The sequence below is a fragment of the Belliella baltica DSM 15883 genome (assembly GCF_000265405.1).
Classification (GTDB): Bacteria; Bacteroidota; Bacteroidia; order Cytophagales; family Cyclobacteriaceae; genus Belliella; species Belliella baltica.
Genome location: NC_018010.1, coordinates 2,543,251 through 2,568,632, shown reverse-complemented (window position 1 = coordinate 2,568,632; position 25,382 = coordinate 2,543,251). Strand labels below are relative to the sequence as shown.

24 protein-coding genes are annotated in these 25,382 nt (G+C 34.3%); 5 read left to right on the top strand and 19 right to left on the bottom strand.

The features are described 5' to 3' along the window. Positions 1–113: 113 nt before the first annotated feature. From BELBA_RS11775 to cas6, 5 genes are all read left to right on the top strand, one after another. Complete coding sequence (locus BELBA_RS11775; protein WP_014772920.1) at positions 114–461, top strand: 4Fe-4S binding protein; 348 nt, start codon at positions 114–116, stop codon at positions 459–461. 382 nt (positions 462–843) lie between these two features. Continuing rightward, the gene (locus BELBA_RS11770) at positions 844–1,170 is read left to right on the top strand and encodes a DUF3276 family protein (RefSeq protein ID WP_014772919.1); all 327 of its coding nucleotides are present in this window, start codon (positions 844–846) and stop codon (positions 1,168–1,170) included. Positions 1,171–1,290: 120 nt separating this feature from the next. After that, positions 1,291–2,373 carry an AI-2E family transporter gene (locus BELBA_RS11765; RefSeq protein ID WP_014772918.1) on the top strand — a complete coding sequence of 361 codons (1,083 nt, stop codon included), beginning with the start codon at positions 1,291–1,293 and terminating at the stop codon, positions 2,371–2,373. Positions 2,374–2,383: 10 nt separating this feature from the next. After that, positions 2,384–3,481, top strand: a complete 1,098-nt coding sequence (ychF, locus tag BELBA_RS11760; protein ID WP_014772917.1) for a redox-regulated ATPase YchF — start codon at positions 2,384–2,386, stop codon at positions 3,479–3,481. 105 nt (positions 3,482–3,586) lie between these two features. Next, entirely contained in the window at positions 3,587–4,471 is an 885-nt protein-coding gene (cas6, locus tag BELBA_RS11755; RefSeq protein ID WP_014772916.1) for a CRISPR-associated endoribonuclease Cas6, read from the top strand. A gap of 554 nt (positions 4,472–5,025) precedes the next feature. On the opposite strand, the gene BELBA_RS11750 is transcribed toward cas6, so the two are convergent. The 19 genes from BELBA_RS11750 to BELBA_RS11665 form a co-directional block, all read right to left on the bottom strand. Further along, on the bottom strand, positions 5,026–6,288 hold the full coding sequence (locus tag BELBA_RS11750) for a type IX secretion system plug protein (RefSeq protein WP_014772915.1): 1,263 nt from the start codon (positions 6,286–6,288) through the stop codon (positions 5,026–5,028). 81 nt (positions 6,289–6,369) lie between these two features. Next, positions 6,370–7,290, bottom strand: coding sequence for an IS1595-like element ISBeba1 family transposase (locus BELBA_RS11745; RefSeq protein WP_014770856.1), 921 nt, complete (start codon positions 7,288–7,290; stop codon positions 6,370–6,372). 201 nt (positions 7,291–7,491) lie between these two features. Beyond that, positions 7,492–7,644: a hypothetical protein gene (locus BELBA_RS19695; protein ID WP_157466086.1), complete on the bottom strand. Its 153-nt coding sequence runs from the start codon at positions 7,642–7,644 to the stop codon at positions 7,492–7,494. Positions 7,645–8,105: 461 nt separating this feature from the next. Beyond that, a complete protein-coding gene (locus BELBA_RS11740) occupies positions 8,106–8,621 on the bottom strand; it encodes a cupin domain-containing protein (protein WP_014772914.1) in 516 nt (171 codons plus the stop codon). A gap of 438 nt (positions 8,622–9,059) precedes the next feature. Continuing rightward, positions 9,060–10,376, bottom strand: a complete 1,317-nt coding sequence (locus tag BELBA_RS11735; RefSeq protein WP_014772913.1) for a UDP-glucose dehydrogenase family protein — start codon at positions 10,374–10,376, stop codon at positions 9,060–9,062. A gap of 43 nt (positions 10,377–10,419) precedes the next feature. Then, entirely contained in the window at positions 10,420–12,048 is a 1,629-nt protein-coding gene (locus BELBA_RS11730; RefSeq protein ID WP_157466174.1) for a capsule assembly Wzi family protein, read from the bottom strand. Between the two features lie 38 nt (positions 12,049–12,086). Next, positions 12,087–12,908, bottom strand: a complete 822-nt coding sequence (locus BELBA_RS11725; RefSeq protein ID WP_014772911.1) for a glycosyltransferase — start codon at positions 12,906–12,908, stop codon at positions 12,087–12,089. A 4-nt stretch (positions 12,909–12,912) separates the two neighbouring features. Next, on the bottom strand, positions 12,913–13,695 hold the full coding sequence (locus BELBA_RS11720) for a glycosyltransferase family 2 protein (RefSeq protein WP_157466085.1): 783 nt from the start codon (positions 13,693–13,695) through the stop codon (positions 12,913–12,915). A gap of 73 nt (positions 13,696–13,768) precedes the next feature. Beyond that, a complete protein-coding gene (locus BELBA_RS11715; RefSeq protein WP_041779343.1) occupies positions 13,769–15,055 on the bottom strand; it encodes a hypothetical protein in 1,287 nt (428 codons plus the stop codon). A gap of 6 nt (positions 15,056–15,061) precedes the next feature. Continuing rightward, entirely contained in the window at positions 15,062–15,973 is a 912-nt protein-coding gene (locus BELBA_RS11710) for a glycosyltransferase family 2 protein (RefSeq protein WP_014772908.1), read from the bottom strand. An 886-nt stretch (positions 15,974–16,859) separates the two neighbouring features. Continuing rightward, a complete protein-coding gene (locus tag BELBA_RS11705; RefSeq protein ID WP_014772907.1) occupies positions 16,860–18,305 on the bottom strand; it encodes a lipopolysaccharide biosynthesis protein in 1,446 nt (481 codons plus the stop codon). Positions 18,306–19,019: 714 nt separating this feature from the next. Next, a complete protein-coding gene (locus BELBA_RS11700; protein ID WP_041779342.1) occupies positions 19,020–19,844 on the bottom strand; it encodes a glycosyltransferase family 25 protein in 825 nt (274 codons plus the stop codon). Between the two features lie 223 nt (positions 19,845–20,067). Further along, positions 20,068–21,195, bottom strand: a complete 1,128-nt coding sequence (gmd, locus tag BELBA_RS11695) for a GDP-mannose 4,6-dehydratase (protein WP_014772905.1) — start codon at positions 21,193–21,195, stop codon at positions 20,068–20,070. Positions 21,196–21,251: 56 nt separating this feature from the next. Further along, on the bottom strand, positions 21,252–21,623 hold the full coding sequence (locus BELBA_RS11690) for a GxxExxY protein (RefSeq protein ID WP_014772904.1): 372 nt from the start codon (positions 21,621–21,623) through the stop codon (positions 21,252–21,254). A 75-nt stretch (positions 21,624–21,698) separates the two neighbouring features. Next, positions 21,699–21,854, bottom strand: a complete 156-nt coding sequence (locus BELBA_RS19865) for a hypothetical protein (RefSeq protein ID WP_169315103.1) — start codon at positions 21,852–21,854, stop codon at positions 21,699–21,701. 71 nt (positions 21,855–21,925) lie between these two features. Next, positions 21,926–22,888: a GDP-L-fucose synthase family protein gene (locus BELBA_RS11680; protein ID WP_014772902.1), complete on the bottom strand. Its 963-nt coding sequence runs from the start codon at positions 22,886–22,888 to the stop codon at positions 21,926–21,928. Between the two features lie 155 nt (positions 22,889–23,043). Then, positions 23,044–23,463 (bottom strand): adenylyltransferase/cytidyltransferase family protein, encoded by a 420-nt coding sequence (locus tag BELBA_RS11675; RefSeq protein ID WP_014772901.1) that lies wholly within the window; start codon positions 23,461–23,463, stop codon positions 23,044–23,046. A gap of 148 nt (positions 23,464–23,611) precedes the next feature. After that, positions 23,612–24,109 (bottom strand): hypothetical protein, encoded by a 498-nt coding sequence (locus tag BELBA_RS11670; RefSeq protein ID WP_014772900.1) that lies wholly within the window; start codon positions 24,107–24,109, stop codon positions 23,612–23,614. Beyond that, on the bottom strand, positions 24,102–25,322 hold the full coding sequence (locus BELBA_RS11665) for an AAA family ATPase (protein ID WP_014772899.1): 1,221 nt from the start codon (positions 25,320–25,322) through the stop codon (positions 24,102–24,104). The genes BELBA_RS11670 and BELBA_RS11665 overlap by 8 nt, the downstream gene beginning before the upstream one ends. Positions 25,323–25,382: the final 60 nt, after the last annotated feature.

Sequence of the window (25,382 nt, the reverse complement as noted above, 5' to 3'; positions counted from 1 at the left end):
AGAATAAAGACTTCTTAGATTGAATATAAATTAATTAGCATGACAACTTTTTTTTGGTGGTTATGTTAATTGCTTATTAATTTTGGATCGAATAAAAAAAATTGAATTGAGCCATGGCAATAATGATAACAGATGAATGCATCAACTGCGGTGCATGCGAACCAGAATGTCCAAATACAGCAATATATGAAGGTGGAATTGAGTGGACCTGGGCTGGAGGGACTACTCTGAAAGAGGTGACTTTACCTGATGGTACAGTAGTCGATGCAACTGAAAAACAGGAGCCTGTTTCTGATGAGTTCTACTATATCGTCACTGATAAATGTACTGAGTGTACTGGATTTCACGAAGAGCCACAGTGTGCAGCAGTTTGCCCGGTGGATTGCTGCGTGGATGATCCAGACCATAGAGAAACGGAAGAGGCCTTACTTGCGAAGAAAGTTTATATGCATGGAGAATAGGACTTTAAAGAAAAAGGGTTGAAATATTGTAGATATATAATTGATATATGCCTACGGCGAAATATGCTTGAAATAAAGTAGAAATACAATTGATATAAGCCCTTGGCGAAATATGGTAGAAATATCATGAAATGAGGCCTGACTTGAGTTAAGGAAGTAATTCTAATTGCTATATTCATAGGCAATTAATATTTAAAACAAAAGAGAGGAGACAAACTCCTCTCTTTTGTTTCTACACAAATACACCTGATTTTTAGCCGTTTAACTCCTTTATTTGACGAGCCATTTAAAAAAATCTGAAAGAGCACTTGAATTTCTTTATTGAATTCATTTATCTTGCCTCGGATTTAAAACCTAACAGGTACAACAAAAACTTAGGGCTGTGGAAGACAACAGAGGAAATGACAGAGAAGATATCTTCTCAAAAAGAGTAAAGGCTGGTAAAAGAACCTACTTCTTTGATGTAAAATCAACCAGATCGAATGATTATTATTTAATCATCACAGAAAGCAAAAGAAGAGTAAATGGTGATTCTTTCTCTTATGAGAAGCACAAGATTTTTCTTTACAAAGAAGATTTCGGGAAGTTCATTGAAGCTTTGCAAGGTGCTGTGGATCATGTGAAAACAGACTTATTGCCGGATTTTGACTTTTCACAATTTGATGAAGAGGAAGAATCAGAATATGATGATGAATTGAAGTGGGATTAATTATTCCACCTAATAGATTTTAAAGTCGAGAAAGAAACAACATTTAGACAATAATTTTTGTCTATCTTAGGAAGTAAAATATACTTCTATGCTGTTTCTTTCTCTTTTTTATTTTAGTTCATGAAAAAGGTAATTCTATACGTTTCTATTTTTACCATCCTTTTGTTTATAGTTGGATGGTACTTTTCATCTATTGCCTTTTACATCATTTTTTCCATTATCATTTCTGCCGTACTTCGTCCACTGACAAATAGGATCAATTCCTTTCATTTATTAGGAAGACATATTCCAAGATGGTTTGCCATTTTGGTTTCATTCTTTGCGGTTGTTAGTTTATTCATTGTAATAGGCTTACTGTTTATTCCACTGATTAGTGCGCAGCTTCAAGTGATTGCTTCTTATGATTTAGAATTTCTTTACGAGCAGATTCAAAATCCAGCGGGTAAATTTGAGGACTTGCTACGCCGCTTTAAGTTGATCCAAAGCGAACCAGGCTTTCTGATTAAGCAAGTGCGAGAAAACCTGATTTCCAGTTTTAACATTCTAAATATTCAAGGCTTCATCAATACGGTGGTCAATACTACGAGTAGTATTTTGATTGGTACAATGGCCATTACATTTATTACCTTTTTCCTGCTTTTGGAAAATGGATTATTGAGAAGGAATATTATCAATTTGGTTCCAAACGCATATTTTGAGCTTTATGTATCTACTTTCAATAAAGTTGAAAAGCTCCTCTCCTACTACCTGATAGGTCTTTTGATTCAAATGGCTGCTATTTTTGCGATTGCTTCCATTGGCTTGACGATTTTGGGGATTGAGTATGCTTTGACCATTGCTTTTTTTGCAGCAGTGGCCAATTTGATACCTTATGCAGGTCCGATTTTGGGAGCTACTTTTGGGGTCATTGTAGGACTGACAACCTCGAGTTATGGGGATTCCAGTGAAATGACCTTCTTTATTCTCAAAATTCTTTCCGTATTTTCGGTCGTTCAATTGACTGATAACATCATTTTGCAGCCATTGATTTTTTCTAAATCTGTAAAAGCGCATCCACTTGAAATTTTTGTTGTTATCTTTGCGGGTGCAAAAATCGCTGGCATTCCCGGGATGATCTTTGCGATTCCAGTTTATACCGTTTTTAGAGTTTCCATTATGGAATTTTACAAAGGGTACAAGGCATATAAAATATTCAAATTATAAAAAATCAATAATGGCTTTACAGTGTGGCATCGTTGGCTTACCCAATGTTGGAAAATCTACTTTATTTAATGCTTTATCAAGTGCGAAAGCAGAGGCAGCAAACTTCCCTTTTTGTACGATCGAACCCAATGTAGGTGTGGTCACTGTACCAGACAAAAGACTTCAAATCTTAGAAGAGCTTGTTTCACCTCAACGAGTATTGCCAACCGTAATCGAGTTTGTAGATATTGCAGGTTTGGTAAAAGGAGCGAGTAAGGGAGAAGGATTGGGAAACAAATTCTTGGCGAATATTAGGGAGGTGGATGCGATCATTCATGTGATCAGATGTTTTAATGATGACAATATTGTCCATGTTGCTGGAGGAGTTGATCCGATATTTGATAAAGAGGTCATAGACACGGAACTGCAATTGAAGGATTTAGAGTCTATAGACAAGAAAATTCTGAAAGTTGAAAAGATTGCAAAGTCAGGTGATGCTAAAGCTCGCAAGGAGTTAGAGACCTTGATGACTTTCAAAAACGCTTTGGTAGCAGGAAAAAACGCGAGAGCTGTAGAGGTTGAGAAAGAAGATTTGGAAGCAGTAAGAGACTTGCATTTATTGACCATCAAGCCAGTGCTTTATGTTGCCAATGTCGATGAAGACAGCATACATAGCGGAAATGAGTTTGTGGATAAATTGAAGGAAAATGTGAAGGATGAAAATGCTGAGGTAATCATTTTATGCGCAGCTTTGGAAGCTCAGATTGCTGAATTTGAAGATGCTGAAGAAAAGGCGATGTTTTTAGGAGAATATGGCTTGGAAGAGAGTGGATTAAACCGATTGATTGCAGGCGCTTATACTTTATTAAATTTGATTACCTATTTTACTGCGGGAGTTCAAGAGGTAAGAGCTTGGACGATCAAGCGAGGTTGGAAAGCTCCACAAGCAGCTGGCGTGATACATACGGATTTTGAAAGAGGCTTTATCAAGGCTGAAGTAATCAAATTACCTTCCTATGAAAAGTACAAAACAGAGGCTGCCTGTAGGGAAAATGGTAAAATTGCCATAGAAGGTAAAGAATATGTAGTCCAAGATGGTGACATTATGCATTTTAGATTCAATGTTTGATAATTCTTAGAAAAAAATTTGTACTTTTGCAGGAACCTTTAAGTAAAACATAACACTAAAAGTCAACAAAGTTTAATAATTGTTTCAATTTTATTTTTAAAAACCGTGAGAATAAGATTAATATTTTCCTTAAAAAACAAGGGTGCCTATTTACCGTTTCACCATCAGTACATTCTGGCACAATTCCTAAAAGGACTCATCGTAAAAGGTGGTCGTGAGGAGTTTTTCAATTACAATTACTTCAACTTCTCAGGTCTAAAAGGTCAGACCAAAGTAAGTAGAAGCGGATTACACTATTACTCGAGTTTAGTCACTCTAGTGCTTTCATCACCCAATGAAGAATTTATCGACTATCTCTTGGAGCAGGTGTTTGCAACTCCGAAAATTGAGTTGGGAAATCTTGTAATCTCTCCAGAATATACGGAGCAGGAAACAGAGCCAGAATTGGAGACTTCGAACAAGTTCGTTTGTATCTCGCCATTGGTGCTATTGACGCCATCGTTCAATGATGAGTCGGGCAAGAGATTTATCAATCCAGATTCAGATGAATTTTCTGATCTGTTGTATGAATCCACGCTTACTCGAATGGAAAGATCGGGTTGGTATAGCCAAGAGCAGATGGAATCGTTCTATAAGTTCCAAGTTGTCCCTGACATGAATTATGTAAATAAGCTCAGAGAGCAGCAAAAGAAATTTGCTAGAATCTATTCTGTTTACGATATGGATGTCAAGTATGAAGTAAGAGGATATACACTTCCTTTCACCTTGTATGCAGCGCCAGAAGTACAGGATTTCGTGTTCAAATGTGGCTTGGGTGCATTCACCCACAAAGGCTTTGGTATGTTAGACCTTGCCAATCATGGCCAAGCACAGAGAACAGAACCTTACAAATTCAAGAGAGAGGGTTTTATCCCTTACAAGCCTCACGAAAGGCAGAAACCTCAAGAACTTGAAGGTGGTGAAGAGAACTCAGGAACAGAAGAAGCTTAATTGCTTCTCAAAAGAATTAAAGCCCAGCTGAAAAGTTGGGCTTTTTTTTATGGATTTTATTTTACCACAGGACCTGTCCCAAGAATATCGGAATGAACACAGTTGAAAAGGTTAATTGGTTATTAGGTTAATTAGATGACTGGTTATTAGGTAGAAAAGTTCATTGTATTTATTGTAAATGATTAGAGGATTAAAAGGTTAAAGGGGTTAAAAAATGATGAATGATGAACTCTTAATTTCGAATGATGAAGGGAAAGATAAACTGTGGGATGAATACTTTTGAATCTTAGATTTGAGACACAAGACGCAAGAACTAAGAGGTAGGGAATTGGTAATGCTGTTGAATGGTTAATTATTTAATTGAGTTATTGGGAAATTGGATCAAGCTGTTAATTGGTTAAAGTATTGATAGGTCAAATCAGGTAAACTAGTAGTAGATTGCATCTACAACTTCGTATCAGAATTGGGGAATATTTTATAAATCATAATATGTTCGGTAAGTAAACATTGTAATATTTGAGTGTAGTTAAAAACTACACATAGGTCACAAGCGACTATAATCTCCTTTTATTAGGGTTGATGTTGATGTAGCCGACGAGTTCGTCGTAGCGGGAGCCTACATCTCGGAAATAGACTAAGACTTCGTATTCATTTTCAGTTTCAAAGTGATCTCCTTCAAGTGGTGACATGTTCCATCCATTTGGTGTGAGGTATGCAAACTGATAATCGTACCAACCTTGCTTAAGGAGCAAGGTGCTTTCATAGGTATTGGTTTTGGTATTTAAAGTCATTTTGGAATCAGGGTGATTTTCCCAGTTGGTTAAAGCACCAATCAAATAGGGTGTTTCATTGATTCCCTCAGCACTTAAATTGAAGGTCGTCAGGATATATTCTCCTTCGAGGTCATAATTTTGTCGTTCAAAATTGAAGATTGCATATTGCCCATTCATGTCTAGGTATTGTGAATAGGCGGCCGAAGGTCTAGCTTTTTCTACCAAAGTTTCGGCAAAAACCACATCTTCTTTCATTTCCACTTTGGCTACGTTATTCCCCCTAGCTCTAACATATCTAAGATCAACGAATCGAAATTCATTTCCTGCAAAAAATGCATTGGATCCATCAAATAGTTGGTATTCCATAGTTTTGAGATCTTCTCTTACCATGGTTGGCGTAAGGTCATACTTCACATTGTCCCAACGTTGATTTTGCCTTATGATTACCTTGATGCTATTTCTAGGATCAAGTACCTCTCTTGCTTTATAGTTGATATTGAGATTAAGCTGCTGTTGTTTTCTACGAAATTCTGTTTGACTTGGAGGTACTATCCTCGCTCCTACTTGCATAGAATTGTCAAAAACCATGAATCTTTTGGTAAGGATTGTTTGCTTCTGATCTCTATTCCTATAGACTTGAATCACATAATTTCCTGTTTTGGTTACTTTCGGAAGAATAAAATTGAAGTGGATGTAAGGAACTCTTGTATCGATGGAATAATTGTAATCATTGACATTAAACTCGTTGAATTGATCTAGGTAGTCATTTTCCTTCAAGTCTGAAGGTGTCCAATCCATATTGCAATGAATAATTTTAGCCGAGTACATATCCGGATCATATGCGATATCATCAAAAGAAAGCAATAAGGGCGATGCTGCTTGAAGTGAAATCACTGGTGAAGTCATCTGACTGCTAAACTCTTGTGTTTTGGGAAAAAGCCGTACAGACTGAATATTTTCTTCATAAACTTTATCCACTAAAGCCTGCTGTGCATTAACCGAAATTGAAAAGATTGTAAATAGAAAAAGGTAAATGTATTTCATAGGTTGAATATACGGGAAAATTGTTGAATGGTTGATTGGGGAAAGGGTTTAAATGGCTTAAGAGGTTAACTGGTTATATGATTATCCGCTTGTATACAAGTAGGGGCAAATGCTTGCAATAACCAATCTGTCAAATAGTTTTTCACCAAAGTATCTTCGGTTTAGTTTGTAACAGAATTCATTGAGATAGTTTTGAAGCATCTTTTCTGAAACCATATGGTACTTCTGCAGATCTCTTTTGAGGTTACTTATTGCTATATGTACCCATTTGAGATTGAACTTACCTTCTTTTGTGGAGGATAGTTCGCTTACATGGACATCGATACAATCTTCTAGGTTAGAATAAGTCGTACTTTCATCAGTCTGAACCACAGCTTTCTTGTCAATCAGGCCTTTTATCAGTTTTTCGGCTGTTTTTGCCTTCAAGTTATCTATTTTGACCATCTTGAAATATCTGCAGCTTTTGTCCTTTTCTCCGGTAATTAAGTCTTCAAGAATAGATGATTCAGCCATGACAGCAACGGAAGCTTGTTTTTGACTTCCGCGTCCTTTCTTCAGCTTCATCCTTTCCGAAGATTTTGTTGCCTTGCTTACAAAAGCCTCATCATATTCAACCATATCCTCTAGTTTATATTGGCTATCACGTTTACCCATTGCTTCTCGGAGCTTGTGGTACAGCCTGAAAACAGTCTCGTATCTACTATGCCCCATCTGCCTCTGGAGTTCCAGGCAGCTAAACCCCTTCTTGGTTGCACTTACAAGTGTCATTGCAAGCAACCAGATCCTTAATGGCAACTTGCTGTTTTCCATAACGGTACCATTCTTCAGGCCTGTCCTAAATTCACAATGTTTACATTGAAACATATTGAGAGAATTAAGCCAGTAGTGTTCTCTGGACTTACATTTCTTACAAATAATGCCTTCCCTTTCTCTTTGTTCCTTAAAGAAATGAATGCAACTTGCCTCATCTGGATATCTTTCATTGAATTGTAGGATAGTCATGGCTTCTTTCTTTATTTCAAGCCAATTAAACACTTAAAATACAGCCCTGAAAGTTATTGACACGTATTGTCAAAGTATAAAATTTGCCTACTTGTACGTAGGCGGATATTCATAACTGGTTAATTGAGTTAATTAAGTTGATTAGGTTAAGTGCTAATTTGATTAACTATTAAATTTGTTAATTATATAATTGATTAAGGACTAATTAGCTAATTGATAAATGTATTGGGTTTTACTAGGTCTTTGTTGAAGCCTAAATGGCTTCAACCTTGAATAGCCGCCGGTGGAACCGGTGGTTGAGATGTAGATTCCATTCCCATAATTCACGACCCTAAGTGGGTCGAACTTCTTCATTACCTTTTATATAATCTTCCTTTGCGATACCTTTGCGAACCTCTGTGGTTATTTTTATGCCGCGAAGAAACGCTGTGGTGTGCTGATTTTTTCTACCACAGGACCTGTCCCGAGAATATCGGGATGAACACTAATGGACACAGATTTGAATTATTGCTAGCAGATGGATAACCACGCCTGCCTACTGCAGGTAAAAATTGATCGAATTTCAAATTTGGATTTTAGATTGAAAGAAAAAGGAACCACGAATTTACCGAATTTACCGAATTGGGATTTTTGGGATTTGATGTATAAATAGGATTTAAAATTAGATAAGCTCCACTTGGTTGATTTTGAATTAGAAGCGCTGAAGCGCTTGGGATTCTCACGAAATAGAGATATAATCGAAATGAAAGGGGAATCTCATATCTTATGTCTAACGTTTCACCTCTTAATTCTAACCAATTAAACGATTAACCAAATCAACTTCTCCTATAATCATCTTGGATTCTAACGATATCAGATTCATCAGACGGGTTGTTGGGGTCGGTGTGAACCCAGATTTCGGCTATGATACCCCAGGTGTTTTTGCCGATGAGTCTATGGCGTTCGCCTTGCGCTAAAGTAACGACCTCCCCTGTTTTCATGTCCTCAGCTGGATTTTCCTGGTCTGTTTGGGATCGTGCGATTGCCGCTTCTCCTTCAACCAATTTCCATAATTCAGATCTTCTATGGTGGTACTGCCAAGAGAGTTTCTGCTCCGGTGCTACGATCAGGATTTTTGGGCTGTAAGAGAGTTTCTCGTCAAAGCTCAAAGTCACTTCTCCAAAGAACATCTTTTGAAATTCCTTTACTTGTAAAGGTTCGATGACTAAAAATGCTCCCCAAGGTCTTTCTATGTCTTGCGCAATTACGGTAAAACCCAAGGATTCCATTTGAGCTTTTATTTCAGTGAATACTTCTAGTTTATCGAGGTCTTTGCTGATGGCGTTGAACATGGGGGTTGGTTGATTAGGGATTAGTGGATTAAGTTATTGGGGAAATAGTGGATTAGGTAATTAGGGATTGGTGGATTGAGTTAATGTTTGAATTGCTCCATTAGAATCAATCCACTTTGATTTTCAATGACATTTTCAGTTATTCTTTGATTTTTATATTCAAACCATACCTAAACCCATCCTCCGCCTCTGAAAATACGATGAATGGTAAGTTTGTTAAGCGTTAATGCTGGCTGTCGCCGAGCGTTAAAGACGTTAAGCGTGAGATATTGCGTAAATGATGGTTTTTCTTACGTTTTAACGATTAACACTGAACGCTGAACGTTAATATCGTCAATGCTAGCTATCGCTGTGCGTTAAAGACGTTAAGCGTAGAGAATTCCATAAATGATGGTTTTTCTTACGTTTTAACGATTAACACTTAACGTTTAACATCCATCAAACCCCTATTCCATAATGCACAAACTCCAACTCTTCTAGGTATTTTTTGTCGTAGATGTTTCGGCCGTCGAAGATGACTTTGTTGGTGAGGAGTTTGCCGAGGGCTTCCCAGGAAGGGATGCGGAATTCAGACCATTCGGTGACTAAAAGCAGGGCATCTGCATCTACACAGGCGTCGTAGGCATCCCTGGCATAGGTGATTTTGTCACCGATATAGATGTGCTGGGCTTCTTTCATGGCGATGGGGTCATAGGCCTTTACTTTGGCTCCTGCAGCGATCAGTTCATCGATGATAACGATGGCTGGGGCTTCACGTAAGTCGTCTGTATTCGGCTTGAAACTCAATCCCCAAATGGCGAAAGTCATCCCTGAGAGGTCTTCTCCGAAGTGCGCTTTGATTTTCTTCACGAGCACATGCTTTTGGGCATCATTGACATCCTCTACTGCTTGAAGGACTTTCAAGTCATAGCCATATTGCTTGCCTGTTTTGATGATGGCTTTGACGTCTTTAGGGAAACAAGAACCTCCATAGCCCACACCCGGATAGATGAATTTGGTACCGATACGAGGATCTGAACCAATTCCTTTTCTGACCATATTGGCATTGGCACCAACCAATTCGCAAAGGTTGGCGATGTCATTCATAAAGGAAATCTTGGTGGCCAACATCGCATTCGCTGTATATTTAGTCATCTCTGCAGAGGGGATGTCCATAAAAATGATGCGGTCACCATTCAGCTGAAAGGGTTTGTAGAGTCTTTTCATCATCTCCTCTGCCCTTTCATCATCTACTCCGATAACGATTCTGTCAGGCTTCATAAAGTCTTCTACCGCTGCACCTTCTTTCAAGAATTCAGGATTAGAAGCTACTGCAAAAGGTAAGTCTGAGTTTCTTTTCTCCAAAGCTGCTTTGATGGCTGCACGTACTTTTTCTCCTGTGGTAACAGGAACAGTACTCTTGGTCGCAACGACGATATAATCAGACATGGTGTTTCCGATTTCATCCGCTACTGCCAGGACATATTTCAAGTCCGCAGAGCCATCTTCACCTGGAGGGGTACCAACAGCGATAAAAGCCACTTCAGAACCTTGGATGGCTGCGCCCAAGTCCGTGGTAAACTCTAACCTGCCTGAGGCGTAATTTCTTTTGACGATTTCTTCGAGTCCGGGCTCATAGATGGGCATGATTCCCTTTTTAAGTCCCTCGATCTTTTTCTGATCGACGTCCACACATACTACATGAATCCCTACTTCTGCAAAGCAAGCACCTGATACTAAACCGACGTAGCCGGTACCAATAACTGTGATTTTCATAATTCTATAAACTAATTATTATGGATCTTTTAAAACTTCAATTCTACTTTTTCTTATCAAAAAGATAGATCAGACTCACTTGGGAGTGAACTGAAAATAGGTTTTCTCCTTTGGGATATTCGGGGGTACTGTCGGGGGCGAGTTGCCATTGGTAGTTGAGAGAATTTACAAAATTCACATTTGAACTGATAATCAAATTATTAAACTGCCAATCGGCCAGAATTCTAGCTGAAAGGTCAACCCATCTACCTTGTTCAGAAGGATCATTAAATCTTTTGGTATAAATATCTTGATGCCTATTCAATCTCTCAAACCTTATACCTAATTTTTTGAACCCTTTTACCCAAGCACCTTCTATTGTTTGAACATTGCTACTTGGTCCAACTCCCGGACCAAGCATCTGACCTCTATGGGTAAAACCATGTCTAACTGGTATATGACCACCCCAATTTTGTCCTCCTCCTATACCAGGATATCTTACTAGGATATTTATTGACTCTTGCTGTTGAAGTACTTCTGTTCTTAACTGAAAAGCTGCATCATTTGGTAAAGAAAGTAACTTATTGAAACCGAATAAATAGGCTCTAGCATGTTCAGGGTTTAAAATAGCTTCTCTCCAATTAAAAGCATGATCTCTTCTTCCAAATTCAAAATATAACTCAGCTTTTGCTTTCTTGTTTATAAATCTTACAAAACCAGTAAGCTGTTGATCTCTTCCTGCCCTATCAAATTCACCGGGATCTTCAAAGTCTTCCAAAAGTCTTTCTTTTTGTAATCCTCCAAAAATTGGAAAATAATCTCTAAAAGTATCACCTCTTGTTTCTGAATATTGCTGAAACACTCTCGACACTCCAATAAAAAAGCCGGGGATCCATTTGGGACCATAAACTATATTTATTCCGTTGAGGTATCTTGAATCATCTCTTAATAGATTACTAATTGGTGATTCTAAGCCAGACCCTTCAAGCCTGCCCATAATGACTTGACCTTCAAAAGTCCCTAAAAATGTTTTTGCGGGACGCCTAGTATTTAAAGTTAAGTGTTCAAACCCAAAGGCATTGTTTGAAAAAAGTAGGGAGTTGAATTGCCCTGGACCCCACCAGATATTCTCAGTAGAGGCACCAATGGAAAATGCACCTGCACTGAGTCTAATACTACTTTGACCGGGAAGAAATGTTTGATAAGATCCTTCCCCAAATCGCTCAAGATATTCAGTATTATTAGATTTCTGAGAACCTATATTAAACACTTTGTTTTGTGCATAAATAAACTCTGGTTGTACCTGTATTGATAACGGCCCTAGACTTGCGAATAAACCCGCAGAAGCATAGGATTGAAAGCCTAGATTATTAATGAGCCTAGAGACTTCTGGATAAATGGTTTTTGATGAATATTGACTTAGAAGGGTAATTGGTAAAAAAGAAACTTTATAAGGTAAAACTTCTTTAAAAAAAGCTCCCTTTCTTGATATTATTTGATCTACATTTTCTGGCAGGACTTGATATGCATTATTTTGGAGGAAATTATTTGAAGTATCTGTATTTAGCTGATTAAGTCTATTCAGCTCGTAAAATTTATTATTATTTGTTGAGGCATTTTGAGCATAAGATAAGTTAAAAGTAAAGACAATAAAAATCGCAACCAGAATTTTATTGATATAGTACCTAGTCATTCCCAAAACTTCATTTAATAAATATCCCAATCTGATTTTTATTTTCGTAATAATGAAGAATATATAAACTTCAAAGTGGAAACTGGCAATAATCTTAAAGGAAATCTAATTAACACCGCATTAATAAAATCATATAATGAAATTAGTTTTTCTTTATAAGCTGATTTAAAAAAATTATATTCGTGCAAAGCATATTTAAATCCTTGCCTACGTCCAATCATATTATTTCCAACCCTAAAATATAAAAGAGGATCTTGGATATTATAAAATTTTCGTCCTGATTTAATCAACCGTAACCAGAGATAATAATCTTCGAAAAACAACATAGATTTGTAGGACCCGGCATTTAGCACCGCCTGTTTTCTAAAAACAACAGAAGGATGATTGAAAGGAGATCTTTTTTGTGAATACTTGAGGATATCTTCATGTTTTTCTGGAACTTTTTTTATTATCCCCAAGTCACCAGGAACATTATTAAACTCTTCTATATTTGAACTAACTAAATCATATTCAGGATTTTTAATTAATATATCTATTTGCTTTTCAAATCGATTTGAAACCGATATATCATCAGCATCCATTCTCGCAACAATATCATTTGAAATAAAATTTAGACCAAAAGAAAGCGCATGACCTAAACCCCTATTTTCATCAATACTAATGATTTTCAAAGGAAGCTTATCTTGAAATTCAGATAAGATTGCATCCAATTCTAAACTTACCGGCCCATCCTTTACTAAGACTATTTCATTCGCTTTTAAAGTTTGGTTATTAATGCTATTTAAAGCTTCTTTTAAAAACCTAGCAGAATCTCTTTGATAAATTGACATCAAGCAGGAAAAATCAATTTGCTTTCTCATTTTTCTATTTGGCTTTTTTAAGTATCTTATTTAATAAACTTTTACCAAATAAATTACTTAATAATATTTTTGAATAATGTTTAATTTGATTCTTTATAGCATAATTTAATGAATAGTACTGAGTATCTAATTTCCACAATTCCTTTGAAATAATCAATGATTGCTTTAATTTATTTGAAGATGAAATCCCACCTAAATTAAATTTACATATAATTAAGTCACAAAAAACAAATGGTATTTTGAATGATTTTTGAGCATTTAGTTTATAGTCTTTATCAGAACTAATTTTTAAAGCTAAATTATATTTATATCTAGAGTAATATGATTTTGGAAAAAACATAGCTTGATGATTAGGGACATTATTCTTCAACCATAAAGTGATATTATCTTTTTTATATCTAATCGGCGGGAACAGCCAATCATGAGTTTCCCCATCAACTAAAGCCCTACCAAAATAAATTGCATTAGGGTTATTAAAGTTTTTAACAACCTCTGAAAGAATTTCATTAGAATAAAAACAATCTCCTGCATTCAGAAAAATAGCAAATTCCCCAGTCCCAAGGTTTATTCCTTTATTCATAGCATCATAAATCCCCTTATCTGGACCTGATGTCCACTTTGAAAAAAAATCAGAATTTAAAGAAATAAATTCTGCAGTTCCATCGCTAGAACCACCATCAATGACTATAAATTCTAAATTTTTATAAGTTTGAGTTATAACTGAATTAAATGTCCGTTTAAACCCAATTAAATCGTTAAATACAACTGTAATAATTGAAATTTTCATACGCATTTTTTACTCAATTTTTTAACTAAAAAATTAACTTTGTTAGTTTTATAAGGATAAAAGTTCAACACTTTTAACGAGAACTGTAAGATGATGTTTGAAATTTTAAAATAATAAAGAATATAATGATGTATGATAATTTCATAAACGAATTATAATTGTAAATGTTACCTTTAAAGTGTACAAATAAAACCGTAATCATTATTGCCAAAACTATTATTTTTATTTTAAAATCCTCCTTTTTAATGTAATTTAAACAACCTATAGCTAAGAATTTAAACGAAAAAATAATTAAAATTAAAAAAAACAACCCGCCATAAAATATAAATTGAATGTAACCTATGTCTGATTTAATATAACTAAAGGGATTTGAAAAAATTACTTGACCAGAACCAAAAACGAAATCAAAACATCCATTTGGAAAAAATAAATGTTCTCCAAGTAGTTTTTCTATAATGTTATAACTTGAACTCGAACCGACCGTATTACCACCAAAAATATTTATAAAACCATTAACAATCCAACTAAATGTATTATTTAACTCTAATATTTGAACAAATTGTATTATTAGAATTAGTAAAATCAAGACAAAAAAAGTGTTTTTTAACAGTATTTTTATTTTGCTTTTTTGCATTGAAATGAAATAAAACAAAGCTATAATGGAAAAAAAAATTAAAACTGGTACTACTCCAACTCTCGCATTAACTAAAGAAGAGATTAAAACTAAAGGAAAAACGAAAATATACTTAAACCAACCGTTTTTGAAAAAGAATAAAACTAAAACTGCTGCAAATCCTTGAAATAAAGGGAACGCAAACAAATAATCCCCAGACAAACCAAATCCTCTAAGAGAAAAGTCTCCAATACTTATGATTTTATCATGACCTTCCCTAAATTTTAAAAGATTAAAGAAAACAAAATCTCTGAGGGCTGGAGATAACAATGTAGCAATTACAATAAATGATTGAACGATTGCTATGTTTATAAAAATATGAATCACTTTTCCATACGTATTATATCCAAACTTTATTATTAAATTTAATATTGCTATTGTAACTAGAGGTAATTCAAAAAAAAATCTAAAATACATTATTGGAAATCGAAAAGATAAATGTTCATTATCAGAAAAAAATGTTAAAATAAGCGTGTAAGAAAAAGTTATTAAACCTAAAATAAGATAAATGAAAATATATTTATTTTTTAAAATTCTTTTCAAATTAGGCGCTCCATTAAAAAAATAAAAAAGTAAAATTAGAAATGAAATGATCACACCTGAATCAAACGGTAGAAATCTAATCATTGGATTATATATATACAAAAACATTAAAAAATTTATAAACAATAGTTTTAATAAATTCATTTATCTCTACTGAGTTTTGACGAAATTAATTAAATTGTATGGAAGTACAGCTAGGTATTTTAGCTTAGTTTCACCCTTCAAATTCAAAGTTAAATAATATTTAAATTTTTCTTTATAAGATAAATTAGAATATTTAATGACGTTATATATTGACTCTCGATAATAAAAATCATAGAACTTCTTAACTCCAACAATTAATTCAATTTCATTTTTCCATTTATCGATCAATTTATTTAAACCAGTCGCGCGTTTATCTATATTTATACTAACTCTATCTTCTAAATGAATAGTGAATTCAGAAAGTAAGCCATTATATTTGAAAATGGGACCATTTTTTGATAATCTATACCATAAATCTAAATCCTGAAAGCTAGGGAGATTCTCATCAAAAAGACCAACATCAATTAAACTCTGCCTTTTTGCCATCATTAAAGTGGTAGAAGCAGGAACCTCAAAATTCAAAATTTGATGGGAATCAAGTTTATTAAAATTTTTAACAACATTTTTCTTTTTATTGTAAATCCTATCATTCAAGACATAGTCTGTAAAGGAAGCATTCCCTCCAGTATCTATTAAATGCTTCAACTGATTGTGAATTTTACCCTTAAGAAATATATCATCATCATCTAAAAAAGCTATAAAGTCACCAGATGCTTTTAATATCCCACTATTTCGCGCACCACAACCTCCTTTTTTCCTAAAGTTTTTTAAATACTCAACATTATTGAATTTAGCAATTATTTTTTGAACTTTATCTTGTTCGCAACCATCTGAGTTATCATCAACAACTAAAATTTCTAAATTTTCATAAGACTGATTTAAAACAGAAATAATAGCAGATTCTAAAAGTTTACTTCTTTTGTAAGTTGGAATTACAACTGTAACTAAACAAATTGAATTATTTTTATTTTTTTTCATAAAATTTAAATGCAAGTAATTTTGAAGAAACGAATATATTCCATAATTAGCTATTATTTAAATAGCTCTAATAATTAAAAAAAGCATTTTTTTAATTAAATTTAATAGCTTTTGAATTATTAAATATATGGAAACTTTACACCGGTAGCCACTTAAAATAATTTAAGCACTTTATTTTATTAGAACTGTTGACTATTGACAATTATATAATATTCTAGATTTGATTTTGAAGAAATTTAATTCCTATCTAGTTATAATACTTCTAAGGGAAACCTTTATTGATCATTAATTAAATCTTTTTTCGATATTATAGTTTTTTTAATATCCACTGATACTATTTTTGTAGCAATCATAGTCAAATCAAAATTTTAAGCACGCTATGATGAAACCCCCTCACATTTAGGAGAACAAAGTTGACTGCTTTAACTAAAGTTTGTTCAAGAACTATTGTATCAAGCGGATCAGAGAAAGGCGGCTGGATCATCTAAATATTAAGGAATAAATTCAGAACTTAAAGCAATGAATAGCCTGTCAGAAGTAATTTCTATCAGTATAGTTCCTGATGTAAAGATAACTCGATTAGGTAGCATTTCGACATCTGAGTAATCAAAAGCCCTTAAAGTATTGCATATGAACCTAAAAAAGGCTCTATTATGATCCTCCCGAAGTCTTGAACAGCTTATTTTTCAATAATTTTTTTTAAGATTTTGAGCCAAAGTTAGTGTCCAACTTTTATATGTTATTCCCTATACAATCTCTAAGTTATCCTTAACAAATTTTGAAATTTATAATGTGCATGAAACAATAAGAATAATTTATCAATAACATATACTATATAATTGCAATTAATTCTATTTAAACATTATATTATTTAGTTTATACATGATTAGAAAGCTCTTCTATTTTTTAAAAAATCTAAGGCAAGATTTCGATTATTTTTATTAAAAAAATTCACTAATAAGAAAACAGAGAATGAAATAACTATTTTTCCTAATAAAGAAATGTATAAATTATCAATTTTAATTGATTGAAAACTTAAAAGACACAACCAAATAATTATACTAGTTGTAATAGGAAACAAAAAAGATTTAAAAAAATATAAAACACTGCCTTTCAATGCAAACTTTATCAAAATATAAAATCCTTGAAAAAAATTTATTAAAAAAGCAACAATCAAACCAAATCCAACTCCCTCCAAACTTTTTTCAATAAAAATACCATAACTAATACCACCTACCATAAAGACAGCACTAATGGCGCCTGAATAAAATAGTAAATCAGTTCGATTTATAGCCTGAAAAATAGATCCAGAACTAGAAAGTACCATTTGAATCCCAACTGTTAGAGCTAAAATTTTAAATACAGGAATACTTTTCTCCCACTGAACTCCGTATAAAATTAAAATGATTTCTGAAGCAGTGAAATACAAAAAAACTGAAATAGGAAAACCTATAGTAGCTAATAGTCTCACCACTTTGGTGTATGCGTTTAATATTCTTAGTTTATCATTTTGGAATTCCGAAAGTACAGGGTGTAAAACAGGTGTTATAACATGCGTTAAATTTTGAACCGGCATCATCATTAATTGGTAAGATTTATCATAAAACCCTAAAGAGACTGGTGATAAAAACTTTCCAATCAAGAGGTTATCTGTATTTCTTGAAAAATAATTAATGAAATTAAATAAAAATTGAAAACTCGAAAAATGTATAATTTTATTTAAGGCACTTTTTCTCAAATACAATATAAGCTTTACAGGTGACAGTTTAAAAAGAATAACAAAAGTTATGAAACTGTCAAAAATACTTTTAAAAACCAAAGAATAATAACTAAAACCTTTATAAGCAAGAACAATAGCAAGTATTCCACTAAATAATTGAACTGTAATAGTAACAAACCCTATTTGTTTAAACTTTAATTTTTTTAGCAATAATGCATTAGGTACAATCCTTAAAGAACTAAAAAAAACAGTTAAGGAAAGTAATCTAATTAATGGGATTAAGTCCTTATTTTCATAAAAAGAAGCTATTAAAGTTGCTGAAAAGAAAAATAGAAATGTTAAAACTAATCCGAGTAAAATGCAAAGTAAGAAAATTGACTGTACATCTTCATCCGTCAATTTTTTGTTTTGAATAACAGCGGGTCCAATACCGACGTCGGTTAATAAATTGAAAAATGAAATAAAAACAGTAACTAAAGCAACAACACCAAACTCAGCTGGAGTTAGTAATCTTGCTAGAATTGCACCTATTACTATTGATACCAATACACCAGAATAACGGGTGATACCAGTATATAAAATACCAGAACTTAGGGATTTACGTATAGACATTATATAAGAATGATCATTCTATAATTTAATTAAACTAATAAACATGGTAAATTTCTACCCCTTAGTCTTTAAGGTTTTTAAAAATATAATTATTATCTTTTTACAATCTCTTAAATTTTTTAGATTTCATAAATATCATATTAAATAAAAAAGTATTAAAATAGATTTTTTTTTAGTTTTTAAAAATGTAGATTATCAATATTTTCATGCATCTAAAGAACATTACTATTATTAATATAAAAAACTGATTTGGCAATTTTCTGGTATTGATTGATAACTTCTTGTAGTCTAGAATCTCATGCTCTTTTAATATAATCAAGTTTAGATTATAAAATTTAGGCTTTTAATAAAGAAAGTTACAATTATTTTTTTCACGATCGTTCTATCTCGAACTGTAATTGTAAAAGTTTAAAATCAAAATTTATCTGTACTAATTTAAAAAATATCGACATCTTTAACTGTGAAGCCAACGTAAAACAAGATTTACTAAAAGCTTCTTAAAGAGATGCTATAATTAAATTATTATTTAGAGATACTGGAAAACCACCAACAAACGGAAAAAATATGCAGGTAATCATATTTTTAAAGTAAATTATTTCTTACTTGAAATTATTTTTTTTAAAGTGTTAGTCAAGATGTTGGTTTCTTCAGAAACCTTCGATTGCTTTACAAAGGCAAAAATAATTCTATTCATTAAATTACATACATCATTCACTATCGATATGAACGTATAATTTTAAGAGTTCTTAAATTACCTGTACACCATCTTACTAACCTAATCAAAAACCTTATTGGATGATAAAAAAACGATGACTTAACAAATTCTTTAAATTTACTGAAAGCTTTATTTTCTAAAGCTTTAGTCGCTTGGGCACTAACCAATTCCCGTTCAACAGCGATATTACTATACACTGTTAGCTCTTTAGAAAAATGAATGATTGGATGTTTGATTGCATAAAGGTTTACAAAGTCAGATACACCTGTGTAATGATCAATTGGAGCGTCCATTTTTTTCGCAGCATTGATTAATTTTCTTGCACCTTTGTAATTAATTAAGTAGCCATAACAACCAAAAGCCATCTCAACAGGCTTACCTATCGTAAACTTACCTAATCTTTTCCTTCCCCAAACACTTATACGAGCTCCTCTAACTCTTGCTACCTGATGTCCTAACAATACAAGTTCCCAACTTGAAGGTAATTTCTCAATTAAATCTATGAAATCAATTAAATCTCGAGATATAACAACGTCATCTTCAATTATTAAGCAAATATCATTAGATTTCATCCTTTTATAGATTGCTTGATGGCTCATCGAGCACCCTATTTCTCCAGCTGTTAATGGTCTATTAAATTTTGTCGGTAAAAATGGTTTACGCTTTAAATTTATGAAATTCTTTATGCTATTATCTAATTCATTTCCATATACAGCATCAATTACTTGAGAACACTTCAACAAATTAAGATCAACTAGCTGCGAAAGCATCAATTCTCTTTTAATTTTATCTTTCCTTAAATTAATAATTTTTATTGAAAACATATTAATAAATGAATCCTATAACAATTTATGATCCCCAACTACTATAATTTTTGGAGAAAGTGAAACAAAATATAATTCAAATCAGTAAATTGAAAATAATACAGCATTAAAAGAATAGTGAAAATAACGAATCAATAACTTAAAGAAATGATTGAGTGTTAATCCGAAATAACTAATAATTAACTCTTAACTACTAATTCTGATACAACACCCTCTGCCCTGACTAGACCATAAAGTGTTCTCTGCGGGACAATTGAATATCCGATACCATCATATCTTCCACTAACCCTTGAAGGTCATATTCAGGTTCCCAGCCTAGTTTTGTTTTAGATTTCGTTGGATCTCCGAGAAGAAGATCGACTTCGGTTGGACGGAAGTAGATGGGATCGATTTTTAGTAAAGTGTCTCCGGCGTTAAGGGTTAAGGAGTTAATCGTTAAGCCAGTTGCCTTTTCATAAATCACTTGATCGACTGAATTAAGGATTCCAACTTCGTTTACTCCTTCGCCTTCGAATCTAATGTTAAAGCCGACATGAGCAAAGGCCATTTGGATGAAGTCACGGACTTTTGTGGTGACACCTGTGGCTATTACGAAGTCTTCTGCAACGTCTTGTTGTAGAATTAGCCACATGGCTTTTACATAATCCTTAGCATGTCCCCAATCTCGTTTGGCATCAAGGTTACCCATGTAGAGTTCTTTCTGTAAACCTAAAGCAATTTTAGCAACTGCTCTGGTGATTTTTCTAGTTACGAATGTTTCCCCTCTTCGAGGCGACTCGTGATTGAAAAGTATGCCATTACATGCAAACATGTTGTACGCCTCACGATAATTTTTGGTAATCCAAAAGCCGTAGATCTTTGCTGCACCGTATGGAGAACGTGGATAAAACGGTGAGTTTTCGTCGTAGAATCCTTTTTCATTTTTGTTCTCAGGCATCCCTCCATAAAGTTCAGAAGTTGAAGCTTGGTATATTCTCGTTTTCTTTTCTAATCCCAATATCCTCACCGCTTCCAAAATCCTCAATGTACCAATTCCATCTACATTCGCTACATATTCAGGAGAGTCGAAAGAAACTTTGACATGGGACATGGCGCCCAAGTTATAGATTTCATCTGGCTGAGTTTCTTGAATAATTCTAATGAGGTTCGTCGAGTCTGTTAAGTCACCGTAATGGAGTTTGAGTCTTACATTGTCTTCATGCTGATCCTCATATAAGTGATCTACTCTTTGGGTGTTGAAGGAAGAAGCTCTACGTTTAATGCCGTGAACCATGTAACCTTTTTCTAAAAGTAATTCGGCGAGATAGGAGCCGTCTTGGCCAGTTATTCCTGTTATTAATGCGACTTTCATATTTTTTGGGTCCACGGTGTTACACTGAGTTAGGCACTGTGTTACACCGTGATTTTTTATAAAATAATTCTTTTAATTCCGTTCTTTAAGCTTTTGGTATTGAAATTAAGAAGCAAGCCTATCTTCTTATTGGATAATTTAAGATAGGTTAATATTTGTGCTATATGAACATCAGCAAAGCTTTCAACGGTCTTTAACTCCACTATTACTTGATTTTCAACTAGCATATCTAATCTGTAACCACACTCAAGTTTCACTTCTTCATAAACTAAAGGTAAGGACTTTTCAACCTCTACTTGTAAACCTGCTTTCACTAATTCGTACTTCAGACATGCCTGATAAGAAGATTCTAAGAGTCCTGGGCCTAAAGCTGTGTGAACTTTATAGGCTGCGGTTAAAATTTTACCTGTAATTTCGTTTACCTCCATTTTTTTAATTCCACAGTGTTACACTGTGTTGAACTCTGAGTTACCCAGTGGATCATCAAAAATACTTTCAAAAAATTACTTTGGGAGACCCAATGTTTCCAAAGCTTTATTGGCCTTATCAAGTTTACCGGAAGCAATAACATTCCCATCAAAGTGATTTAGTGACGTATCAATTTTAACTATAGGGGTTTTTCTTTTATTGAGATCTTTCAAAAGATTTACTGTTTTCATAACTTCGCTTTTATATAGCAATATTTTTACAGTGTTACACGGTGTTTTACCCTGAGTTACCCAGTGGACCTTCACATTTTTACTTCCTTGAAAGAGTCTTGGTTTTCGAGGAACCATTGGTAGGTGCCTTTTATTCCTTCTTCTAGTCCGATCTTGGCTTGCCAGCCTGCCGAAGTCATTTTGGATACGTCCATGAGTTTTCTTGGGGTACCGTCGGGTTTGCTGCTATCCCAGATGATATCTCCTTCGTGACCTACTATCCTTTGAATCATTTCAGCGAGTTCCTTGATAGTGAGGTCTGTTCCTGTTCCTACATTGTAAAGGTTGTCTTGGAATTGATTTTCTAAGGCGAAAACTACTGCATCAGCCATATCATCCACATGTAAGAATTCTCGCATAGGCGTTCCAGATCCCCATAGCGTAACGGGAGCCTGTTGACCGTTGACTGTTGAATGTTTTGCATCATGGAATTTGCGGATCATGGCTGGCAATACGTGAGAAGTCTTTAGATCGAAATTATCAAATGAGCCATATAGGTTTGTAGGCATCAATGAAATGTAATCCTTCCCATATTGCTTTCTAATTGCCTCACATGCTTTGACTCCTGTAATTTTCGCAATGGCATACCATTCATTTGTGGGCTCTAAAGAGGAAGTTAACAAGTAATCTTCTTTTAAAGGTTGAGGTGCCAATTTTGGGTAAATACAGGAAGAACCTAGGAAAATAAACTTTTTCACATCTGCTTTGAGTGATGCGTTTATGAGATTATTCTGTATCTGCATGTTTTCCATCAAAAACTGATAAGGAAAATCATTGTTAGCCAGAATCCCTCCTACCCTAGCTGCTGCATCAATTACAACTTCTGGTTTTTCATTATCGAAAAAATCATGGACTGCTTGTTGATTTCTTAAGTCCAGTTCTTTGGAAGATTGACCAATTAAGTTGTTATAGCCTTTGGTTTCTAAGGCTCTCCAAATTGCGGAACCAACCATGCCGCGATGGCCGGCGATGTAGATTTTAGTCGTTTTGTTCATTTTTTGGGTCCACTGAGTTACGCTGTGGAATCACAGTGTTTCACAGAGATTTAGGGTTAAGGGTTAAGCGTTAAATCCGCCACGGCGGACAAGCTGTTAAATGTGACTTTACTAAATTTATTCTTCTTAACGCTTAACAATTAACGTTTAACATTTTATTTTTTCAACAACCAACTACTTGATTGGATTTTGTCTCCTAGGCCGTCGATGAGTTCTATTCCTAGCTCCTCACATACAGGGACTTCTGGTATGGATTGGTTATTTTGATCGCCTCCGTTTGCAAAAGCTAATTGGAATGATTTCCCCAGTTGTTTATGAATCTCTCTGATGGTTTCGCATACTGTCCTGTCTTGATCGATAGATAAAAATACTTGATCTACGCTTTTGATATTGGAAACAATAAACACCCGTTCATCTTCTAATTGAAACTCTTTTGAGCCTTTTAAGGCTCTTTGATGGTCATTGTTTACGATGACAATTAGTACATCACCTGCTGCTTTGGCATGGTTAAAGTATTCGATATGACCTTTATGTATGGGGTTGAAGTAACCGGAGACGATAATGGCTTTTTTCATAGAAGATTAAAGTTTAGGGGCTCTCGCTAAGTTTGCAAAGTTGCAGAGTGCGCTATTGATTTTTTTTGGGAGAAGGTTATAGGTTTAACCCTAGATTTTTCATTTATGACAGTCGATAAGGAAATTTCATTCTAAAAAAGTTATCGATTTACAACCATGTTCTCAAGTCCTGCAAAGGTGTCGTTGCTTCTGAATGTAATATTGCTTTAAGCCGTAATCCATGAGCTTTTTCAAGTTTCTGATGCGTCACTCTATCGATGCGGTGGTTTGATATCACAAATGCGGATTCAATTATACTACCTGATCGATTTTGTCTAAAATGATTTTTTAGGCTAGTATATTCTGTGCGCTGTTCTCTGGTGTATTTGATTTGCTCAAATGCATGGTCAATATCTCCTCCTTTAAGCTCAACTAAAATTATATAACTCGTATTTCTTTTTTCATAGAAGAAAACTCCATCACACTTTGGGGAATTATCTTTTAGGACACAACCATCCAGAATTAAAAGTTTTGCAGATTCTCCTGACCTAGGTTTGAGCGTGATTTTCTTACCCTTTTCTTGAAGCACCAGACGATCAGCACAGGATTCAGAGGGCTGACCTGACCTTTGACAAACACAGGCTTCAAAATTTCCTAAATCAATCATGAATCGGCTTTTCCCACTGTAAATCTCTCATCCGATCGTACAGCTTTGCGATTGAGTTGAATGGATGTATCAATTGATCATCCAACAGCTGAACTTCAGAATCAATAAGATTGGTTTCCTTATTTTCCTCAATAAAATAGGCTTTTACTTCACCCGGGGAAATCGGTTGAATGTCTAAGATATCCTGATCCTTGGTTGGGATATTATGGATATGATATCGTTGCAAGTGGTTATTGATCGACTCAATAATATATGGACTATGAGTAGTTAACAAAAACTGTGTGTTCGGGAAAGTACGAAGCAAGTCTCCTACCACCCTACGTTGCCATTCGGGATGAAGGTGTAAATCTACTTCATCTATCAATACCACAGCCCCTGATTCCAGAGGCCTTTCAGATTCGGGATTGGCTAGGGCCATTCTAATAGCCAAATCAATCACCAAAGATAGAAGAGTCTTGTATCCGTCACTTAGCTGCATGATATCCAAAGTCTCGTCGTCTTTATTCACCACAAACTTGAGAGGATTCAAGGTAATATGAGGATTAGATATCCCTGGGAAAATACTTATGATTGCGCTTCTCACAGCAGCTAGTTCGGGAAGTTGAAAGTCAAAATCTTTTAACTCACGCTGTTTACGTTGCTCTTCATTTTCTTTGTTGTAAAACCAAACAAAAGCGGATCGGAAACGGCTATCTGCAACTAATGCTCCTTCCAATGCTTCAAATCTGGCATGAGCTTTTGGAAAACCTCTCCTGCGAAGTGGTACATCCAATAAGGCTCTAGATACTCCATAATAGGAAAATATAGGGAGCTCCACCTTTTTGGAATCGTTAAAGGGATCAAGTATTTGATTATCGAGGTATTTACGAAGGTGTTGAAGTCCAACAGCAGGTGGAATTTGCCTAGAAGTAGATTTGCTTTTATCCCTTCTTTCCGTTCTATCCCAAATAAGCCCTTCGTCGGTTTCTATACGAACCCTTGTATATGGAGTTTTTTGATTTTTGATTTGACGGATATCCGTGTTCTTGAATGAAATTCCAGAAACACCAGGAAGATAAGTTAAAATTGACCCTAAACCTATTGCTAAGCCATCGAGAACACTCGTCTTGCCTGAACCATTCTCTCCGATGAGAATAGTCAGTCTCCTTCCAAGCTCTAATTGGAGTTTAGATTTAGATCTGAAATTATCTAAAGAGATGGATTTGATAATCATGGGTTTTGATACTGTATTAACTAAATAAACAACTTATTTATTGAAAATCAAAATAGAAGT

Excerpts from the sequence above, each read along its gene's own strand:
- BELBA_RS11745 (WP_014770856.1), bottom strand. The coding sequence starts at position 7,290 with ATGACTATCCTACAATTCAATGAAAGATATCCAGATGAGGCAAGTTGC.
- BELBA_RS11690 (WP_014772904.1), bottom strand. The coding sequence starts at position 21,623 with ATGGAGGTAAACGAAATTACAGGTAAAATTTTAACCGCAGCCTATAAA.
- BELBA_RS11725 (WP_014772911.1), bottom strand. The coding sequence starts at position 12,908 with ATGAGAAAGCAAATTGATTTTTCCTGCTTGATGTCAATTTATCAAAGA.
- BELBA_RS11735 (WP_014772913.1), bottom strand. The coding sequence starts at position 10,376 with ATGAAAATCACAGTTATTGGTACCGGCTACGTCGGTTTAGTATCAGGT.
- BELBA_RS11680 (WP_014772902.1), bottom strand. The coding sequence starts at position 22,888 with ATGAACAAAACGACTAAAATCTACATCGCCGGCCATCGCGGCATGGTT.
- BELBA_RS11700 (WP_041779342.1), bottom strand. The coding sequence starts at position 19,844 with ATGTTTTCAATAAAAATTATTAATTTAAGGAAAGATAAAATTAAAAGA.
- BELBA_RS11715 (WP_041779343.1), bottom strand. The coding sequence starts at position 15,055 with ATGAATTTATTAAAACTATTGTTTATAAATTTTTTAATGTTTTTGTAT.
- BELBA_RS11670 (WP_014772900.1), bottom strand. The coding sequence starts at position 24,109 with ATGATTGATTTAGGAAATTTTGAAGCCTGTGTTTGTCAAAGGTCAGGT.
- BELBA_RS11740 (WP_014772914.1), bottom strand. The coding sequence starts at position 8,621 with ATGTTCAACGCCATCAGCAAAGACCTCGATAAACTAGAAGTATTCACT.
- BELBA_RS19695 (WP_157466086.1), bottom strand. The coding sequence starts at position 7,644 with ATGAAGAAGTTCGACCCACTTAGGGTCGTGAATTATGGGAATGGAATC.
- BELBA_RS11765 (WP_014772918.1), top strand. The coding sequence starts at position 1,291 with ATGAAAAAGGTAATTCTATACGTTTCTATTTTTACCATCCTTTTGTTT.
- BELBA_RS11750 (WP_014772915.1), bottom strand. The coding sequence starts at position 6,288 with ATGAAATACATTTACCTTTTTCTATTTACAATCTTTTCAATTTCGGTT.
- BELBA_RS11775 (WP_014772920.1), top strand. The coding sequence starts at position 114 with ATGGCAATAATGATAACAGATGAATGCATCAACTGCGGTGCATGCGAA.
- BELBA_RS11730 (WP_157466174.1), bottom strand. The coding sequence starts at position 12,048 with ATGACTAGGTACTATATCAATAAAATTCTGGTTGCGATTTTTATTGTC.
- BELBA_RS11720 (WP_157466085.1), bottom strand. The coding sequence starts at position 13,695 with ATGAAAATTTCAATTATTACAGTTGTATTTAACGATTTAATTGGGTTT.
- gmd (WP_014772905.1), bottom strand. The coding sequence starts at position 21,195 with ATGAAAGTCGCATTAATAACAGGAATAACTGGCCAAGACGGCTCCTAT.
- BELBA_RS11705 (WP_014772907.1), bottom strand. The coding sequence starts at position 18,305 with ATGTCTATACGTAAATCCCTAAGTTCTGGTATTTTATATACTGGTATC.
- BELBA_RS19865 (WP_169315103.1), bottom strand. The coding sequence starts at position 21,854 with ATGAAAACAGTAAATCTTTTGAAAGATCTCAATAAAAGAAAAACCCCT.
- BELBA_RS11710 (WP_014772908.1), bottom strand. The coding sequence starts at position 15,973 with ATGAAAAAAAATAAAAATAATTCAATTTGTTTAGTTACAGTTGTAATT.
- BELBA_RS11675 (WP_014772901.1), bottom strand. The coding sequence starts at position 23,463 with ATGAAAAAAGCCATTATCGTCTCCGGTTACTTCAACCCCATACATAAA.
- BELBA_RS11665 (WP_014772899.1), bottom strand. The coding sequence starts at position 25,322 with ATGATTATCAAATCCATCTCTTTAGATAATTTCAGATCTAAATCTAAA.
- ychF (WP_014772917.1), top strand. The coding sequence starts at position 2,384 with ATGGCTTTACAGTGTGGCATCGTTGGCTTACCCAATGTTGGAAAATCT.